20 protein-coding genes are annotated in these 16,453 nt (G+C 59.2%); 10 read left to right on the top strand and 10 right to left on the bottom strand.

Features of this window, described 5'->3' with window-relative positions; translation table 11 throughout:
• On the top strand, window positions 1–789 hold a 789-nt coding region (locus AC07V4_RS25895; RefSeq protein ID WP_492638567.1), incomplete at its 5' end, for an RHS repeat-associated core domain-containing protein.
• A 5-nt stretch (window positions 790–794) separates the two neighbouring features.
• Window positions 795–1,157: a hypothetical protein gene (locus tag AC07V4_RS25890; protein ID WP_492638568.1), complete on the top strand. Its 363-nt coding sequence runs from the start codon at window positions 795–797 to the stop codon at window positions 1,155–1,157.
• A gap of 70 nt (window positions 1,158–1,227) precedes the next feature.
• Here AC07V4_RS25890 and hemB read toward each other — a convergent pair whose 3' ends face one another.
• The 3 genes from hemB to AC07V4_RS25875 all read right to left on the bottom strand — a co-directional run bounded on the left by hemB (window position 1,228) and on the right by AC07V4_RS25875 (window position 3,868).
• A complete protein-coding gene (gene hemB / locus AC07V4_RS25885) occupies window positions 1,228–2,202 on the bottom strand; it encodes a porphobilinogen synthase (RefSeq protein ID WP_492638569.1) in 975 nt (324 codons plus the stop codon).
• 121 nt (window positions 2,203–2,323) lie between these two features.
• Window positions 2,324–3,166 (bottom strand): PhzF family phenazine biosynthesis protein, encoded by an 843-nt coding sequence (locus AC07V4_RS25880; RefSeq protein ID WP_492638570.1) that lies wholly within the window; start codon window positions 3,164–3,166, stop codon window positions 2,324–2,326.
• Between the two features lie 3 nt (window positions 3,167–3,169).
• Complete coding sequence (locus tag AC07V4_RS25875; RefSeq protein ID WP_492638571.1) at window positions 3,170–3,868, bottom strand: glutathione S-transferase N-terminal domain-containing protein; 699 nt, start codon at window positions 3,866–3,868, stop codon at window positions 3,170–3,172.
• Between the two features lie 165 nt (window positions 3,869–4,033).
• On the opposite strand from AC07V4_RS25875, the gene AC07V4_RS25870 reads away from it, so the two are divergent.
• Window positions 4,034–4,735, top strand: a complete 702-nt coding sequence (locus AC07V4_RS25870) for a histidine phosphatase family protein (RefSeq protein ID WP_492638572.1) — start codon at window positions 4,034–4,036, stop codon at window positions 4,733–4,735.
• Window positions 4,736–4,779: 44 nt separating this feature from the next.
• On the top strand, window positions 4,780–5,835 hold the full coding sequence (locus AC07V4_RS25865; protein ID WP_492638573.1) for a permease: 1,056 nt from the start codon (window positions 4,780–4,782) through the stop codon (window positions 5,833–5,835).
• Between the two features lie 109 nt (window positions 5,836–5,944).
• Here the strand turns inward: AC07V4_RS25865 and mnmH are convergent, their stop codons facing one another.
• The 4 genes from mnmH to AC07V4_RS25845 form a co-directional block, all read right to left on the bottom strand.
• A complete protein-coding gene (mnmH, locus tag AC07V4_RS25860; protein ID WP_492638574.1) occupies window positions 5,945–7,039 on the bottom strand; it encodes a tRNA 2-selenouridine(34) synthase MnmH in 1,095 nt (364 codons plus the stop codon).
• A complete protein-coding gene (gene selD, locus AC07V4_RS25855) occupies window positions 7,039–8,073 on the bottom strand; it encodes a selenide, water dikinase SelD (RefSeq protein ID WP_492638575.1) in 1,035 nt (344 codons plus the stop codon). Before selD ends, mnmH begins: the two co-directional genes overlap by 1 nt.
• 93 nt (window positions 8,074–8,166) lie before the next feature.
• The gene (locus tag AC07V4_RS25850) at window positions 8,167–8,916 is read right to left on the bottom strand and encodes a TerC family protein (RefSeq protein ID WP_431753254.1); all 750 of its coding nucleotides are present in this window, start codon (window positions 8,914–8,916) and stop codon (window positions 8,167–8,169) included.
• A gap of 31 nt (window positions 8,917–8,947) precedes the next feature.
• Window positions 8,948–9,199, bottom strand: coding sequence for a hypothetical protein (locus AC07V4_RS25845; RefSeq protein ID WP_492638576.1), 252 nt, complete (start codon window positions 9,197–9,199; stop codon window positions 8,948–8,950).
• Window positions 9,200–9,332: 133 nt separating this feature from the next.
• Between AC07V4_RS25845 and nhaR the strand changes: the two genes are divergently transcribed.
• Window positions 9,333–10,235, top strand: a complete 903-nt coding sequence (gene nhaR / locus AC07V4_RS25840) for a transcriptional activator NhaR (RefSeq protein WP_492638577.1) — start codon at window positions 9,333–9,335, stop codon at window positions 10,233–10,235.
• 4 nt (window positions 10,236–10,239) lie between these two features.
• Here the strand turns inward: nhaR and AC07V4_RS25835 are convergent, their stop codons facing one another.
• On the bottom strand, window positions 10,240–11,397 hold the full coding sequence (locus AC07V4_RS25835) for an MFS transporter (RefSeq protein ID WP_492638578.1): 1,158 nt from the start codon (window positions 11,395–11,397) through the stop codon (window positions 10,240–10,242).
• A 240-nt stretch (window positions 11,398–11,637) separates the two neighbouring features.
• Between AC07V4_RS25835 and sstT the strand changes: the two genes are divergently transcribed.
• Window positions 11,638–12,858, top strand: a complete 1,221-nt coding sequence (gene sstT, locus AC07V4_RS25830) for a serine/threonine transporter SstT (RefSeq protein WP_492638579.1) — start codon at window positions 11,638–11,640, stop codon at window positions 12,856–12,858.
• A gap of 62 nt (window positions 12,859–12,920) precedes the next feature.
• On the opposite strand, the gene AC07V4_RS25825 is transcribed toward sstT, so the two are convergent.
• Window positions 12,921–13,430, bottom strand: a complete 510-nt coding sequence (locus AC07V4_RS25825; RefSeq protein ID WP_492638580.1) for a DUF1993 domain-containing protein — start codon at window positions 13,428–13,430, stop codon at window positions 12,921–12,923.
• A gap of 117 nt (window positions 13,431–13,547) precedes the next feature.
• On the opposite strand from AC07V4_RS25825, the gene AC07V4_RS25820 reads away from it, so the two are divergent.
• Window positions 13,548–14,198: a YceH family protein gene (locus tag AC07V4_RS25820; protein ID WP_492638581.1), complete on the top strand. Its 651-nt coding sequence runs from the start codon at window positions 13,548–13,550 to the stop codon at window positions 14,196–14,198.
• 144 nt (window positions 14,199–14,342) lie between these two features.
• On the opposite strand, the gene AC07V4_RS25815 is transcribed toward AC07V4_RS25820, so the two are convergent.
• The gene (locus tag AC07V4_RS25815; protein WP_492638582.1) at window positions 14,343–15,161 is read right to left on the bottom strand and encodes a shikimate 5-dehydrogenase; all 819 of its coding nucleotides are present in this window, start codon (window positions 15,159–15,161) and stop codon (window positions 14,343–14,345) included.
• Window positions 15,162–15,317: 156 nt separating this feature from the next.
• Here AC07V4_RS25815 and AC07V4_RS25810 point away from each other — a divergent pair, with 156 nt between their 5' ends.
• The 3 genes from AC07V4_RS25810 (at window position 15,318) to AC07V4_RS25800 (ending at window position 16,375) form a co-directional block, all read left to right on the top strand.
• Window positions 15,318–15,674, top strand: a complete 357-nt coding sequence (locus tag AC07V4_RS25810) for a hypothetical protein (RefSeq protein WP_492638583.1) — start codon at window positions 15,318–15,320, stop codon at window positions 15,672–15,674.
• 232 nt (window positions 15,675–15,906) lie between these two features.
• Complete coding sequence (locus tag AC07V4_RS25805; RefSeq protein ID WP_431751919.1) at window positions 15,907–16,101, top strand: hypothetical protein; 195 nt, start codon at window positions 15,907–15,909, stop codon at window positions 16,099–16,101.
• 91 nt (window positions 16,102–16,192) lie between these two features.
• Window positions 16,193–16,375, top strand: a complete 183-nt coding sequence (locus AC07V4_RS25800) for a hypothetical protein (protein WP_492638584.1) — start codon at window positions 16,193–16,195, stop codon at window positions 16,373–16,375.
• The last annotated feature ends 78 nt before the right edge of the window (window positions 16,376–16,453 follow it).

Below are 16,453 nucleotides of genomic sequence, written 5' to 3'. Positions count from 1 at the left end.
TCCGCCCACTACCGCGCCTACGGCGAAATCGCCCGCCTCGATGTCGGCAAAATCGACAACCCGTTGCGCTTCCAAGGCCAGTACTTCGACGCGGAAAGCGGGCTGCACTACAACCGTCATCGCTACTACCATCCGGATATTGGTCGGTACCTGACTCCGGATCCGGTGAAGTTGGCGGGTGGGATCAATGCGTACCTGTACGTGCCCAATCCTACAGGGTGGGTGGATCCGCTAGGCTTGAACACTTGTCCCGGTGGGGATGGATGCAAGCCAAGCAATACTGTTCAGAATCCAACAATTGGCGTTGAGTACGGAGAACCCGGTTTACCGCAACTAACACGTGTAGAACGGCGGGCAAAAATTGATAAGCTCGCAGAGGCAAATGCCTACAGGCGCTTGGATGAACTCGAAAAGGACACACCAGGCGCGCATTTTCTAGAAAAACATGGAGCGCAGACAACACTCGAATCTCAGCTCGAAAGAGTAAGATCGGCAAAAAACCCGACAACAGGAATTGTCGAGACTTACACTTCAGGGAATAGGCAAGGGGAGCCTAAATATCCACCTGCTGCAACACACTACCTGAGCCATAGAGATCAGTTGAATTCGATATATCGAGCACAGCTAATATTTAGAAGAAGCGGGCATGCTGCATCATTAGAACCAATGGACATGGGGAAGATTATTGGTGAGGGATATTCCAGTCGAGACCTGAGATATAGCCAGCAACGCAAAGCACGAGTCATACTAGATAGAGATGGAAAACCAAAAACAGCTTATACCGAGTGATGAATATGAAAAAAAATCCAAGCATGGAAATAATTCGCGGCTTATTGTTCACATACGACATTGAGAACACAGATGACTTGGAGAGAGAACGTTTCATCTCATCAAAGAACATAAACAATGAATATGAACTTATTGCGCTTTTTGACGAACTGACCAAGCCAGAATTTTTATCATACACAGAACCAGAGCAAAAGTGGTTCATTGATTCAATAGAACATTACCTATCTATTGACGATGACTTCGACGAAATATTTAAAAAAATGGAAACTTATTTCAGCGAACCTATTGTTAATCAGCGGACTTTCATGAAAATTCTTTTGAATCGTCTAAAGCAATACATGCTCCCCCTCAAAGACCAATCAAATTGATAGGACCGCGACCACTATCCCCCCTGTGAAGAGCACGCTTACTGACCCTCCACAGGGTTTCACGAAGCCCTTAGATCCCCGCCAACGCCAAATCCATCGCAAAATACGTAAAAATCAAATCCGCGCCCGCACGCTTGATCGACCCCAGCGTCTCCCGCACCACTCGTGCCTCATCAATCGCCCCGGCTTGCGCACCAAACTTGATCATCGCGTACTCGCCACTCACTTGGTACGCCGCCACTGGCAGGTGCGAGGCTTCGCGGATGTCGCGGATGATGTCGAGGTAGGCCCCTGCTGGCTTGACCATCAAGGCGTCCGCGCCTTCCTGTTCGTCGAGCAGGGATTCGCGTATGGCTTCGCGGCGGTTCATCGGGTTCATCTGGTAGCTTTTGCGGTCGCCCTTGAGCGCGCTGCCGCCGGCTTCGCGGAATGGGCCGTAGAGGGCCGAGGCGAATTTGGTGGAGTAGGCCATGATCGGGATATGGGTGAAACCGGCATCATCAAGGGCGCGGCGGATTGCCTGGACCTGACCGTCCATCGCCGCCGATGGTGCGATCACGTCGGCACCGGCGCGGGCGGCGGCCACAGCTTGCTTGCCGAGGTTGATCAGGGTGGCGTCGTTGTCGACGTGGGAGCCATGCATCACGCCGCAGTGGCCGTGGTCGGTGTATTCACAGAAACAGGTGTCGGACATCACGATCATTTCCGGCACGGCGTCCTTGATGGTCGAAGACATGCGCGCAACCAGGCCGCGCTCCTTCCAGGTGTCGCTGCCATTGGCATCCAGGTGGTGGGACACGCCGAAGGTCATCACCGACTTGATCCCGGCGCGCGCAAAACGCTCGACTTCACTGGCCAGTTTTTTCTCGGGGATACGTATCACGCCTGGCATGCTGGTAATAGGCACGAAATCATCGATTTCTTCTTCGACAAAAATCGGCAGCACCAGGTCGTTGAGGGTGAATTCGGTTTCCTGGAACAAACCGCGCAGCTCCGGGGAGCGACGCAGGCGACGTGGGCGGGCTTGAGGGAACTGGCTGGTCATGATTTTCCTGAAAACAGTAGAGGCGAAAATAGTTGGGGCGAAAGCTTATGCCCGCAATCCCCGGCAGCACAAACACCAACGGGCGAACAGTGTATTGCGCGACTCGTAACAATTCATTGATCTAGAGCTGTACCCGCCCTTCGATACACGCTGTTACTGCGCCGCCAACCCAGATTTCATCGCCGCTGCGTTCGACATGAATGCGCCCTGCTCGGCCGATCGCCGTGCCTTGGCTGACCACGTAACACTCGGGCGCCAGGCCTTCAGCCAGCAACCATTGAGCCACACCGGCATTCAAGCTACCGGTGGCGGGGTCTTCCGGGGCGCCGTCACCGGCGATGAAGGCGCGCACTTCAAATTGCGTGTCTACGTCATCACGTTCCGGGTCACAGGGTGCGATCACACCTACGACCAACCCCTGCAGTTGCGCGTAGTCCGGTTGCAAAGCCAGTACTTGGTCGCGTTCAGCCAGCATCACCGCCATCCATCCCGCGCCATTGTCGACCCACTGGCTGCGCACAATCGCCTCGGCGGTCAAACCCAACCCCAGGCGCACGCGCTCCAACAAAGCGGCTTCGACCGAACCGGAGCGCAACAACGGAGGGGCAATGAACGCCAATTCATCACCTTGCCGTCGTATACGCACCAGTCCAATTTCGCACTCCTGGATAATCTCTTCGCCTTTCGGGATGCCCCCCGCTTGCAGCCAAGCGTGGCAACTCCCCAGCGTGGGGTGCCCGGCAAACGGCAGTTCAGTCAGAGTGGTGAAGATTCTTACCCGGTAATCGGCCCGCGCATCACGCGGCTTCAGCAAAAAGGTGGTTTCGCTGAGGTTGGTCCAGTTGGCAAAGTCCGCCATCTGCCGGTCGCTGAGGCTGTCAGCGCCCAGCACCACTGCCAGCGGGTTGCCTTTGAGCGGTACGCGGCTGAACACGTCGAGTTGCATGAAATCGAAAGTCGGCATGCTTCAGCTCGGAATGTTCAAGCCACGGATCACCGCCGGACGAGCCACAAAGCCGTCCAAGGCACGCAGTACGTTAGGGAAATCGGCAATCCCCACCAGGTCGCCGGCTTCATAGAAGCCGATCAGGTTACGAACCCACGGAAAGGTGGCGATATCGGCAATGCTGTATTCATCGCCCATGATCCAGGTGCGGCCCAGCAAGCGTTTTTCCAGCACCTCCAGCAAACGCCGGGACTCGGCGACATAGCGGTCACGGGGACGCTTGTCCTCATATGCCTTGCCGGCGAACTTGTTGAAGAACCCCACCTGGCCGAACATCGGGCCGATACCGGCCATCTGGAACATCAGCCATTGGATCGTTTCGTAACGGGTGGCCGGGTCTTCGGAGAGTAGTTGGCTGGTCTTTTCCGCGAGGTAAATCAGGATCGCGCCAGATTCGAACAACGCCAGCGGCTGTCCGCTCGGGCCATTGGGATCGATGATCGCGGGGATCTTGTTGTTGGGGTTCAGGGACATGAACTCGGGGGACAGTTGGTCCTGGGTCTCGAAACTGACCTTGTGCGCTTCATACGGCAAACCCAGCTCTTCAAGCATGATCGACACTTTGACGCCGTTGGGCGTGGGCAACGAATACAACTGCAAACGCTCCGGGTGCTGGGCAGGCCATTTGCTGTTGATTGGGAAAGCGGCGAGTGCGTTCATCGGAAAACTCCCAGGCTGAAAGCCCCCATCATAGTCACCTGGGCCCCTTCCTGCATGGGTCATCATTACGCAACATAGCCACGCTAGGCTGCCGCGCAGGCGAACCAAAGCGCCAACGTGCACTCTTACGTGCGCCAAAACGGTGAAAGCAGACTCGAACCTATAATGACAATCCCACCTCTGTTCCTTGCACAACGACTCAAACGCTATACCTACCTGATGCCATCACTGCTGTTACTCGGTGGTGCAATCGGTCTGGCCCTTGAATCCCCTCTCACCAACGCCGAACCGGTGGATGGCGTGCAAACCCTGGTGTTCCTGCGCCATGGTGAAAAGCCTGCGGGCGGCCTGGGCCAACTCAACTGCCAGGGACTCAACCGTGCGATGAACCTGGCTACGGTACTGCCGGAAAAATTCGGCAAGGCCAACTACATATTTGCCTCCAACCCGACGCGCAATGTCGAGGAAGGTGAGCATGACAACTCCTACAGCTACATCCGTCCGCTGATGACCATCGGCCCCAGCGCCATCAAGCTCGGCCTGCCGGTGAACATCAACTTCTCGGCCAACGATACCAGCGCCCTGGCCGACGAATTGGTAGAGGACAAGTACCACAACGCGGTCATCTACACCGCGTGGTCCCACGGTTATCTGCCGGAGCTGATCAACAAGGTGGCCAGTGAAGCCTCAGGTGAAAAGCACACCATCACCCATGACTGGTCCAGCAGCGACTACGACACCTTATATGTGCTGACACTGACCTGGCATAACGGCAAGGCATCCCTGCTGAGCCGCAACTACAAACAGGGCTTGAACAACGGCCAGCAGACCTGCCCGGCTGCAACACAGGTGAGTGCTGATATCTGAGGGCGTATGATGCACCGCTATTGACTCACCTGCGGATCATCACCATGCCCAACCTCACGTCCACCCAGCCCGTCCGGGGCTGGTCCTTCTGGTGGAAACCCGCCCTGTTCCTGTTGGTAGCCTGCGTCGGCCTGTACTACGTGAAGTGGTCGCCCTACTACTTCAAGGCCTTCGTGGCAGCGGATAACCACAGCATCGGTGCCTCGATTCTCAACGATCAACAAACAGCGCCCCTGACGGCGGCGCTGGCGTATGCCCAGGTGTATTTCCTGGCGATCTGGAAGGCTGCGGTGCTGGCGGTGATTCTCGGTTCGCTGCTGCAAGTGCTGATCCCCCGCGACTGGCTGCTGCGCCTGTTTGGTCGGGCCGGGCTGGGCTCTACCCTACGCGGCGGGCTGTTCGCCTTGCCTGGGATGATGTGCAGTTGCTGCGCGGCGCCAGTGGCGGCGGGCATGCGTCGTCAGCAGGTCTCGGTGGGGGCTGCGTTGGCGTTCTGGATCGCCAACCCAGTACTGAACCCGGCCACGCTGGTGTTCATGGGCTTTGTGTTGGGCTGGGGCTTTACGGCGTTGCGCTTGGTGGCGGGGATTGTGCTGGTGGTGGGTGTGTCACTGGTGGCCCAGCGTATTGCACGCCCGGAGCAAGTGCCGGAGGCGGCACTGGGGGCGGTGGCAGAGGTCAGCGTTGTCGAATCACAGCCGTTCCTGAGCCGCTGGCTGCGTACCCTGTGGCAGTTGTTCTGGAGCACCATCCCGGTCTACATCCTGGCGGTGCTGATCCTGGGCGCGGCGCGGGTGTGGCTGTTTCCCCATGTGGATGGGGCCATGGCCAACAGCCTGCTCTGGTTGGTGCCTTTGGCGATTGTCGGCACCTTGTTCGTGATTCCGACCGCCGCCGAGATCCCGATCGTACAGACCATGATGACCCTGGGCATGGGCACCGGCCCGGCCGTGGCCTTGCTGATGACCTTGCCGAGCGTGAGCCTGCCGTCACTGCTGATGCTGCGCAAGGACTTCGATGCGCGGGTGCTGGTGACGGTGGCCGGGTTGACCATGCTGGTGGGCGTGGTATGTGGGTTGATCGGGGCAGTCGTCCTCTAGTGATTCTCAGAAACTGATGACCCTATCGCGGGCAAGCCCGCTCCCACATTTGACGGTGTTCACCCATCAAAGCGTGGGAGCGGGCTTGCCCGCGATGAGGCCCTAAAGGTCACCCCATTCTTTCGCGCAGGTATTCCACGACAGCGCCCTGCTCTCCCGCAAACTCGATCCGTGCGCCTTTGCTTTCCTTTTGAAAGGCATACATTGGGTCGTAATATTCACGCAGCAACCCTTCGATCCAAACCCGGTGCAGGTCCACCGCACCACTGCGAGCCTGTTCCGCCAATGCGTCCTGCAGAATCGCCTGCAGTCGCTGGAAACGCTCACCACCCAAGCGCTTGTGGATATTGGCCAGGCTCTGGGTCAAGCGCTCGGCAAACAAGGCCCGGCCGCTTTCGCCATAGACAGCGATGAATTCTGCGCAAAGCTCGACCACGTAATCACGCAGGATTCGCTCAACCCGGCCCTCTACGCTGTCTTCGAGCCAGACCATCGGGAACGCCTGCATGCCTTTGTGCAACGGCAATGGCAGCGCGCAACTGCCGATCATGCGGCTCTCGTCCTCGACCACAAACTGCTCGATCCCCCCCGCGCGTTTTTTCAGCAGGTCCACCGCCAGGCGGTTTTCGAAATCGATGTTGGACGGCTGCGCTGTAGCGCGTTTACCGAAGCTGGAGCCACGGTGATTGGCATGTCCCTCCAGGTCAAGGGCATTGCGCAACTGGCCGAGCACCTCGGTTTTGCCGGTGCCCGTCATGCCGCCCAACAACACGAAGTCACACTCGGTCGTCGCCTGCTCCACGGTATCCAACAGAAAGGTGCGCATGGCCTTGTAGCCACCGCCGACGCGCGGGTAGTCGATACCGGCTTCGGTCTTGAGCCATTGCTGCACGATCTGCGAACGCAGCCCGCCGCGAAAACAGTACAAGTAGCCATTGGGGTTGGCCTTGGCGAACTGTGCCCACTGCTCGATACGCTCAGCCTTGATCGCGCCGGACACCAGCTCATGCCCCAACACGATGGCAGCCTGCTGGCCTTGTTGCTTGTAACAGGTGCCGACCCGTTGGCGTTCGTCATCGGTCATCAGCGGCAGGTTGATCACCCCAGGGAACGCGCCCTTGGTGAACTCGATCGGCGCACGGGTATCCATCATCGGCCGGTCGTTGAGAAAGATGTCGCGGTAGTCGGTGATGTCAGTCGCCATCAAAACACCTCTACCGCGTGGGTCTGTCGCTCAACCCATTCGCCGATGGGCTCCAGGGACAGGGCCAATTCGGCAGCCACCGCATGAAACTCGCTTTCGCCTTCAGGGGTCACGGCGATCAGCAGGCCACCGCTGGTCTGCGGATCGCACAACACACGCTTGTGCAGCTCTTGAAGGCGTCCGAGTTTGCTCGAATAACTGTCGAAGTTGCGCAACGTGCCACCGGGCATGCAACCTTGGTCCAGGTAGTACTCGACACCCGGCAAAAGCGGCACTTTGGCGTATTCAATGCGCGCCGTCAGGCCACTGCCGTCGGCCATTTCCACCAAATGGCCAAGCAAACCGAACCCCGTGACATCGGTCATGGCCGTCACACCCGCCAATTTGCCGAAGCGGCTGCCCGGTTTGTTCAGGGTGCACATCCAGTCGCGGGCCAGGCCCACATCGGCCTCGCGCAATTTGCCCTTTTTTTCAGCGGTAGTCAGAACGCCGATGCCCAGCGGTTTGGTCAGGTACAGCTTGCACCCGGCAGTGGCGGTGTCGTTGCGTTTCATATGGCGCTTTTGCACGATGCCGGTCACGGCCAGGCCAAAAATCGGCTCCGGGGCATCAATGGAGTGACCACCGGCCAAAGGAATACCCGCCGCGTCACACACCGAGCGGCCGCCACGGATGACTTCCCGGGCAATCTCCGGCGCCAGCACGTTCACCGGCCAGCCGAGAATGGCAATGGCCATCAGTGGATCGCCGCCCATGGCGTAGATGTCGCTGATGGCATTGGTGGCGGCAATGCGGCCGAAGTCGAAAGGGTCATCGACAATCGGCATGAAAAAGTCGGTGGTGGAGACCACGCCGCGCTCGTCGTCGATGGCGTAGACGGCGGCATCATCGCGCGAGGTATTGCCCACCCACAGTTTGGGGTCGAGGTTTTGCGCGCCACTGCCGGCGAGAATCACTTCCAGCACCTGGGGTGAAATCTTGCAGCCGCAACCCGCGCCGTGACTGTATTGGGTGAGGCGAATCGGCTCGTTCATGGTGGACCTCAAGCTATCAAGTGGGTGGAGTCTACCAGACAGCAAAAGGCCGGCTGAGCTCTTGGAGCGCAGCCGGCCTTTGCTTATCAACCCTTACTGTTTGGCGGCCAGTAAACGCTTGTGGCGATTACGTCGCGCCATGTTCAGCAGTTCGATCACCGCCGAGAACGCCATGGCGGCGTACACATAGCCTTTTGGCACATGGGCGCCAAAACCTTCGGCGATCAAGGTCATGCCGATCATGATCAGGAAGCCCAGGGCCAGCATCACCACCGTCGGGTTGTCGTTGATGAACTTGGCCAGGGGTTCTGCCGCCACCAGCATCACGATCACCGAGACGACCACGGCAATGATCATGATCGGCAAGTGCTCGGTCATGCCCACGGCGGTGATGATGCTGTCGATGGAGAACACCAGGTCGAGCATCAGGATCTGGCCAATCGCCGCGGCAAAGCCGATGGACACGCCATTGCCGGCGCTCACCTTCTCTTCCGGCTCAGGGTCCATGCTGTGATGGATTTCGGTGGTCGCCTTCCACACCAGGAACAGGCCACCGGCGATCAGGATCATGTCTTTCCACGAAAACGCCTGGCCGAAGACTTCGATCACCGGCGCCGTCAACTGCACGATGAACGCGATGGTGCTCAACAGGCCCAAGCGCAGGATCAACGCCATGCTGATGCCGATACGCCGTGCTTTCGCCCGGTGTTTTTCCGGCAATTTGTTGGTGAGGATCGAGATAAAGATCAGGTTATCGATGCCCAGCACGATTTCCATGACGATCAAGGTGGCCAGGGCCACCCAGGCGGTGGGGCTTGCAGCCAGTTGTAAAAGGTAGTCCATAGATCAATCCTGACGTGGTGAGGCTTGGGAATTAGGTTTCTTTGGTGTCGGACTCGGAAGCGTTTTCGGCTTCTTTGTCCTTCTTCTCAGGACTGATCAAGCCCTGGGTTGCCTCACTCAGAGCCTGTTCGGCGGCCTTATGCGTTTCATCTATAGCCTGTTTGGCCGACTCGGTGGCCTTGCCGATCACTTGCTGCGCGCTTTTTTCAACCTGATCGCAGCCGCTGATCATCACCATTGAAAGCGCAAGCAACGACGCCGCGCCCAGGGAATTGAGTTTCATGGTGTATTCCTCGTTAGAACCAGAGGGACCAATAGTGGCCCCGCGATAGCGACGCATTCTATGGACGCTGACAGTTCAGGAAAATTCGTATTTTTCTCGCGTATACTTCGATTTTCTCGAAGTGTAGGCCGCCATGCTCAATTACCGACAATTGCATTACTTCTGGGTGGTGGCCAAGACCGGCAGCATCGTGCGCGCCTGCGAGCAATTGAACCTCACGCCCCAGACCATCAGCGGGCAGATCAGCTTGCTGGAGCAGACCTTCGGTATAGCATTGTTTCAGCGCGTCGGGCGCCAGTTGGAGTTGACCGAAGCCGGGCGCCGGGCGCTGCCGTATGCCGAGCAGATGTTCCAGACCGGCAATGAGTTGGAGGCGCTGCTGCGCGCCCAGCCCGATGAACAGCAAATCCTGTTCCGCGTCGGTGTGGCGGATGTGGTGCCCAAATCCATCGTCTATCGGCTGATCGCGCCGACCATGGAGTTGAGCGAACCCATTCGTATCACCTGTCGCGAGGATAAACTCGAACGCCTGCTGGCCGACCTGGCGATCCAACGCCTTGATCTGGTGATTTCCGACAGCCCAATGCCTACACACCTGGACATCAAGGGCTACAGCCAGAAGTTGGGTGAGTGCGGCATCAGCTTTTTCGCCACCCAGGCATTGGCTGACGAATACAACGGCGACTTCCCACAATGTTTGCAGGGCGCGCCGCTGTTGATTCCGGGAGCGGAAACCGTGGTGCGCAGCCGCTTGCAGCGCTGGTTTGCCGAACAGCAGATTCAACCGAAAATCATCGGTGAATTCGACGACAGCGCCTTGATGCAGGCATTTGGTCAATCCGGTAGCGGGATTTTCATCGCGCCAAGCGTGATCGCCGATGAGGTGGTACGCCAATATGGCGTGGCGCTGATCGGCCAGACCGACGCGGTCACCGAGTCGTTCTACGCGATCTCGGTGGAGCGCAAGGTCAAGCACCCCGGCATCGTGGCCATTACCGAAGGTGCTCGACGGGCGCTGTTTACCGCCCTGCCCTGAGGCCTCAGGCGCTGGTCGCGACCGCTGGTTTGAGGCGCATCAGCCACAGTGCCAGCAGGATCGACACCAGGATAAACCCGGACGCCGCGAAACCCAGGCGGCCCAGGCCGAGGGTGTCGATCACGTGCCCTCCGACCATCGCACCCAGGCCAATCCCCAGGTTGGCCCCGGCAATATTCAGCGATGCGGCAAAGGCCGGCGCGTGGGGCGCGGCTTTCATCAAGCGCACATGGCTGACCAGAAACATCGCCGCCTGGGTGACGCCCCACACCGCCATCGCCGCGGCCAGGCCGACCGTGGAGTGGATCGCCGGCACCAATGCCACCATGCCTGCGATCATGAAACCGCAGAACACCATGGAGGCGATCAATGGGTGACGATCCACTGCACGCCCACCCAGGGAGTTGCCGATCAAGCCGACCGCGCCAAAGCCCATCAGGCACCAGCCCACCAGCGTACCGTCGAACCCGGCCAGGCGTTCCAGGATGTCCGCCAGGTAGGTATAGGCGGTGAACATGCCGCTGAAAACCAGGATCGATAACAGGATATGGCCCTGCATCAGTGGGTTGCGCAGGATCTTGAACTGCGAGCGCAGCGTCACTTGATCATTCTTTGGCTGGGTGACCGGCAAATAGATAAACAGCAGCAGCGCCTTGGCCAGCGCCACCACGGCAAGGATGGCAAACGCCGTGCGCCAGCCGAACATATCGGAAATCAGCGTCCCCACGGGAATGCCGAACACTGTGGCGCAGACGATGCCGAAGCCGATCTTCTCGATCGCACGCCCGGCGTATTCCGGGCCGACGATATCCACCGCCGTCTCACTGGCCAAGGCCCAGAACACGGGCAACCCCAGTGCCGGGAGCAAGCGCGCCAGCGCCATCACCCAGATATTCGGCGCCAGGGCCGCCACGGTATTGGCCACGCCGAACATGATCAGGATGGTGATAAACAGGCGCTTGCGTGGGAAACGGGCAAAGTACGCCGTCAGAAACGGACCAAAGGCCGCCACGGTAAAAGCGAACAAGGTCACCAGCAACCCGGCCTGAGACACACTGACGTTCAGGTCGCGGGCAATGGACGGTAATAAACCGACGATGACGAATTCTGTGGTCAGCACAGTAAAACCGGCGGCCGACAGCAGCAGGATGGGAAACAGCATGAAAACTCCAGAAACAACGACATCAACGACAGCCCGAAGGGCTCGCTGACAGAGAGGAAAGATGAGAGGCGGGAATCTTAACAGAGTGTGTCCGGGTTTGGCGAAGGCCCTGGGATACGGGTGACGCGATGTCGCAGCGGTCAGGCCCTGAGTGACAGCATGCTAGACTTCGCGTCCCCGCGTCCTACAGCCATTTCTGCGTGCGCCGCTGTGCCTTCAAAAAACTAGAGACAAGTGTTTATGACTGCTGCCCCCTCCCTCCTGCAACGACTGGCCCGTGTCAGCCTGGTCACGCAAATCATCCTCGGCCTGGTGGCCGGTATCCTCCTGGCGTTGCTGGCGCCGGAGGCGGCCAAGGCCACTGGGTTCATCGGCAAAGTGTTTGTCGCTGCGCTCAAGGGCGTGGCGCCGATCCTGGTATTTGTGTTGGTGATGGCCTCGATTGCCAACCATAAGCAGGGCCAGCAAACCCATATCAAGCCGATCCTGTTCCTGTACCTGCTCGGCACCTTTGCCGCTGCCGTGGTGGCGGTGATTGGCAGCGCGCTGTTTCCTTCGACGCTGGTGCTGGTGACCCATGACGCCACCGTCAGCGCCCCCGGCGGCATCGGTGAAGTGCTGCAAAGCCTGCTGCTCAGCGTGGTGGACAACCCAGTCAATGCCCTGGTAAATGCCAACTTTATCGGCATCCTGGCCTGGGCGATCGGCTTGGGTGTCGCCATTCGCCATGCCGGTGAGACGACTCGCACGGTGGTCGACGACCTGTCCAACGGCGTGACATTGATCGTACGGGTGGTGATCCGCTTCGCACCCCTGGGCATTTTTGGCCTCGTGGCCTCGACCCTGGCCACTTCCGGCTTCGGCGCCCTCCTCGGCTACGCCCACCTGCTGGCTGTGCTGATCGGTTGCATGCTGTTCGTAGCGCTGGTGATGAACCCGGCCATCGTGTACTGGAAGCTGCGCCGCAACCCGTACCCGCTGGTGCTGATGTGCCTGCGTGAAAGTGGCATCACCGCCTTCTTCACCCGCAGCTCGGCGGCGAACATCCCGGTGAACCTGGCGTTGAGCAAACGCCTGGGCCTGCATGAGGACACCTACTCGGTGTCGATCCCGTTGGGTGCCACCATCAATATGGCCGGTGCTGCGATCACCATCACCGTATTGACCCTGGCCGCCGTGCATACCCTCGGGATTGCGGTCGACCTGCCGACCGCCCTGCTGCTCAGCGTAGTGGCAGCGGTTTGCGCCTGTGGTGCGTCGGGTGTGGCCGGTGGCTCACTGTTGCTGGTGCCCCTGGCGTGCAGCCTGTTCGGCATTCCCAGCGAGATTGCCATGCAAGTGGTTGCTGTCGGCTTCATCATCGGCGTGTTGCAGGATTCGGCGGAAACCGCGCTCAACTCCTCCACCGATGTGCTGTTTACCGCCGCCGCTTGCTTGGGCCAGGAAGAGCAGTCGGCTTAAACGTCAGGCGAAAAAAAGCCCGGGGTGGTTCTTTGTGAACCGCCCCGGGCTTTTTTACAGGCTTAGAACGCGCCCATGTAGTCGCGCTTGCCCACTTCCACACCGTTGTGACGCAGCAAGGCGTACGCCGTGGTGACGTGGAAGAAGAACTGCGGCAGGCCATAGGTCAGCAGGTAGGACTGGCCGCTGAAGCGCTTCTCTTTCGGCGTGCCTGGACGGGTGATGATCTCGATGCCTTCCTTACCGTCAATCTGCTCAGGCTTGATGGTGTCAACGAAGGCCAGCACCTTGGCGATCAGCGCTTGCAGGTCGGCGAAGGTCACTTCGGTATCTTCATATTTCGGCACTTCGATCTCGGCCAGGCGTGCGGAAACGCCCTTGGCGAAGTCGACGGCGATCTGCACCTGGCGCACCAGCTGGAACATGTCCGGGAACAGACGCGCTTGCAGCAAGGCGTTGGGCTCGATGTTCTTGGCGGTGGCGTGGGCTTCGGCTTTGTTCAGTACATCGCTCAGGGCGTTGAGCATTTGCTTGAAGACAGGGACGGAGGCGGCGTACAGGGAAATAGTCATGACAGTCTCACGGTTATGGCAGGGTTTGGAGCCAGCGGCGATTATAGACCTGCCGGCCGCTTGTCTTTTATTTTTTCCGGCTTAGGCTAGTGGGCTCACTGCATAGGGAAAAGCGCGATGACCGCTGAGCATGACACCGAGACCCCTGAGCCGCGCCTGAACAGCACGGAAATCCGCATCCTGGGCTGCCTGATCGAAAAACAGGCGACCAACCCGGAAACCTACCCCCTGACCCTCAACGCCCTGGTACTGGCCTGCAACCAGAAGACCAGCCGGGAACCTGTGACCAACCTCAGCCAGGGTCAGGTTGGCCAGAGCCTGCGGGCACTGGAAGGCCAAGGCTTTGCCCGACTGGTGATGGGCAGTCGCGCCGATCGCTGGGAGCACCGCGTGGACAAGGCGCTGGAGCTGGTGCCGGCCCAGGTGATCCTGATCGGGCTGCTGTTCCTGCGCGGGCCACAGACGGTCAATGAGCTGCTGACCCGAAGCGGGCGCATGCATGACTTCGAAGATGCCGAGCAGGTGGTGCACCAGCTGGAGCGCCTGATCGCACGCGGGCTGGCGGTGCTGGTGCCGCGCCAGGCGGGGCAGCGAGAAGATCGGTATACCCATGCCCTGGGCGATCCGGCGGATATCGAGGCGATCATCGCCGCGCGGGGCAACCCGGTGGAGCGCTCGACGAGTGCAGTCTCCCAGGATCGTATCGAAGAGCTTGAAGCGCGGATTGCAGCGCTGGAAGAACGCTTGGCGCAGCTGGAACAGGCGTAACACAATCAAACATGTGGGAGCTGGCTTGTGTGGGAGCTGGCTTGCCTGCGATGGCATCACCGTGGTGCGACTAACACACCGAGGTGCCTGCATCGCGGGCAAGCCCGGCTCCCACACAAGCTCCCACATTGGCTCTCCAGTGGCCTAACCCCGAGCGAAAGCTACCGCTGCCTCAAATTGCTCCTGCGTCGGCCGCACGCCGGTATACAACACAAACTGCTCCAACGCCTGGATCGCGATCACTTCCAAGCCGGTAATCACCCGTTTGCCCTTGGCTCGACCACGCACGATCAGCGGCGTTTCGGCGGGGATCGCCACGACATCGAATACGGTGTCTGCGACATCCACGGCGTCAGCCTCAAAAGCCAAGTGGTCCGCCTCTGCCCCACCGGTCATCCCGATCGGTGTCACGTTAACCAACATCTGCGGGCGCAAGTCACCCAGTTCGGCCCGCCATTCATACCCCAGGTTTTGCGCCAGCGCGCGGCCCGCCGCTTCGTTGCGCGCCACAATCACGCCCTTGGCATAGCCGCCGTCTCGCAATGCGCTGGCCACGGCCTTGGCCATGCCGCCGCTGCCGCGCAGGGCAAAGGTCGAGTCCTTGGGCACTGCGTGCTTTTTCAGCAACTGTTCGATGGCAATGTAGTCAGTGTTGTAGGCCTTGAGATGGCCAGCGGTGTTGACGATGGTGTTCAGGGAGTCAATGGCTTGAACCGAATCGTCCAGTTCGTCCACTAAGGCAATGGCGGCCTCCTTGAACGGCATGGAAACCCCGCATCCACGTATGCCCAGCGCCCGGATACCACCGATCGCTCCGGGCAAATCCTGGCTGCTGAAGGCTTTATAGTAGAAGTTCAGCCCTAGTTGTTCGTATAAATGGTTGTGGAAACGCAGGCCAAAATTCCCGGGACGCGCCGACAATGACATGCACAGTTGGGTGTCCTTGTTGGGGTGCATCTGCATGGATAACTCCTTTGGGTAAGCAACTCGGTACAGACCTTACACAACCTTTACCTATCGGCCGTGCTGTTTTTCAGAAATACGTTGTCTTAAAAGTATCCCCGCGACAATCCTTGAGTCTATTGATTGCTGACCACAAGCGCAGGGGCTAACCGAGGAATGACCATGATTCGTAAAATCCCCAAAATCGCCTTGCTTATCGGCGCACTCGCTATGGCAGGCCAAGCCTCCGCCCACGGTGGTGGTTGGGGTGGCCCGGCCGTTCTGGGTGCTTTAGTCGGCGCCGCTGTAGTGGGTTCGGTGGTTGCCAGCCAATCCCAGCCGGTCTACGTGCAGCAGCCGGTGTATGTCCAGCCGCAACCGGTCTATGCAGCTCCTCCGCCGGTCTACTACGCACCGCCACCACCGGTGTACGTGCAACAACAGGTTTACTACCGCCCTGCGCCGGTCTATTACGGCCCACCGCGCGGCTACTATTACGGCCACCCACACGGCTACTACGGCCGCGGCTGGTAACCTTGAACGGATTCGACTGAACAGGCCTCGCCCACACGCGGGGCCTTTTTTTGCCTGCACGGTCTGGATTTATTTTGCCAAGGTCGCAGTGAGGACAATGTTCGAGCGGCAATCCGACATCATGAGGGTCGAATGTCTTCTTGCTCGATTGAGGCCCGCCCTGTCATGTTTACGTCACGAAACGGTCTCACTATCGACCTGTCCACCGAATAACAATTAAGGACGACTGACCATGCCCACGCAAAACCCGCACCGCACTGCCGGCCTCTGTACCTCCAGCAAGGTCTACAGCGCCTTGACCGAACTCAAGCACCTGGAAGGCCACCGCAGCGCAAAATTCCTGGCGTTGCTGGCTGAAAACCTGGTGCGCAAGGGCCTGCTCAGTGAGCAGGAAGTGGTGATGATGCTGGATCAGGTGGTGGACTGACGCCTGGCGTTGATGTCGACTATCGAGCCAGATGATTTTTCCTCTGCGTCCCCCCACCGTAAGGTGACCTCCATAGCGATTGGAGGTACTTATGCCCACTGTTCAGATCATGTCCGTCATCGGAAGCGCCGTTCCCACCCCTCTGCGGGAGTTGGGCCTGCTCGCCTGCTGGTATGTGGTACGCGATGGCGAGCTCATCAGCGGCCCGCTCACGTCGTTATCCGACGCCGAAAAACAGCTTCAATATACGTCCAACTTCAGGCTCAACGCTTGAAGTCCAGGGCAACGGGCCGATCCATGCCAGGAAAACGGACGCGTGCAGCTCTGCGACTTAGTCCGCGGCAATCTCTAC

The organism is Pseudomonas sp. GW821-FHT03A09 (assembly GCF_059421065.1).
The sequence above is the reverse complement of the archived record's forward strand: the minus strand, read 5'-3'. Positions and strand labels throughout refer to the sequence as shown.

What these genes read in the sequence shown, in the direction of transcription:
- AC07V4_RS25890 (WP_492638568.1), top strand. Translation starts at nt 795, where the DNA reads ATGAAAAAAAATCCAAGCATGGAAATAATTCGCGGCTTATTGTTCACA.
- hemB (WP_492638569.1), bottom strand. Translation starts at nt 2,202, where the DNA reads ATGACCAGCCAGTTCCCTCAAGCCCGCCCACGTCGCCTGCGTCGCTCC.
- AC07V4_RS25880 (WP_492638570.1), bottom strand. Translation starts at nt 3,166, where the DNA reads ATGCCGACTTTCGATTTCATGCAACTCGACGTGTTCAGCCGCGTACCG.
- AC07V4_RS25875 (WP_492638571.1), bottom strand. Translation starts at nt 3,868, where the DNA reads ATGAACGCACTCGCCGCTTTCCCAATCAACAGCAAATGGCCTGCCCAG.
- AC07V4_RS25870 (WP_492638572.1), top strand. Translation starts at nt 4,034, where the DNA reads ATGACAATCCCACCTCTGTTCCTTGCACAACGACTCAAACGCTATACC.
- AC07V4_RS25865 (WP_492638573.1), top strand. Translation starts at nt 4,780, where the DNA reads ATGCCCAACCTCACGTCCACCCAGCCCGTCCGGGGCTGGTCCTTCTGG.
- mnmH (WP_492638574.1), bottom strand. Translation starts at nt 7,039, where the DNA reads ATGGCGACTGACATCACCGACTACCGCGACATCTTTCTCAACGACCGG.
- selD (WP_492638575.1), bottom strand. Translation starts at nt 8,073, where the DNA reads ATGAACGAGCCGATTCGCCTCACCCAATACAGTCACGGCGCGGGTTGC.
- AC07V4_RS25850 (WP_431753254.1), bottom strand. Translation starts at nt 8,916, where the DNA reads ATGGACTACCTTTTACAACTGGCTGCAAGCCCCACCGCCTGGGTGGCC.
- AC07V4_RS25845 (WP_492638576.1), bottom strand. Translation starts at nt 9,199, where the DNA reads ATGAAACTCAATTCCCTGGGCGCGGCGTCGTTGCTTGCGCTTTCAATG.
- nhaR (WP_492638577.1), top strand. Translation starts at nt 9,333, where the DNA reads ATGCTCAATTACCGACAATTGCATTACTTCTGGGTGGTGGCCAAGACC.
- AC07V4_RS25835 (WP_492638578.1), bottom strand. Translation starts at nt 11,397, where the DNA reads ATGCTGTTTCCCATCCTGCTGCTGTCGGCCGCCGGTTTTACTGTGCTG.
- sstT (WP_492638579.1), top strand. Translation starts at nt 11,638, where the DNA reads ATGACTGCTGCCCCCTCCCTCCTGCAACGACTGGCCCGTGTCAGCCTG.
- AC07V4_RS25825 (WP_492638580.1), bottom strand. Translation starts at nt 13,430, where the DNA reads ATGACTATTTCCCTGTACGCCGCCTCCGTCCCTGTCTTCAAGCAAATG.
- AC07V4_RS25820 (WP_492638581.1), top strand. Translation starts at nt 13,548, where the DNA reads ATGACCGCTGAGCATGACACCGAGACCCCTGAGCCGCGCCTGAACAGC.
- AC07V4_RS25815 (WP_492638582.1), bottom strand. Translation starts at nt 15,161, where the DNA reads ATGCAGATGCACCCCAACAAGGACACCCAACTGTGCATGTCATTGTCG.
- AC07V4_RS25810 (WP_492638583.1), top strand. Translation starts at nt 15,318, where the DNA reads ATGACCATGATTCGTAAAATCCCCAAAATCGCCTTGCTTATCGGCGCA.
- AC07V4_RS25805 (WP_431751919.1), top strand. Translation starts at nt 15,907, where the DNA reads ATGCCCACGCAAAACCCGCACCGCACTGCCGGCCTCTGTACCTCCAGC.
- AC07V4_RS25800 (WP_492638584.1), top strand. Translation starts at nt 16,193, where the DNA reads ATGCCCACTGTTCAGATCATGTCCGTCATCGGAAGCGCCGTTCCCACC.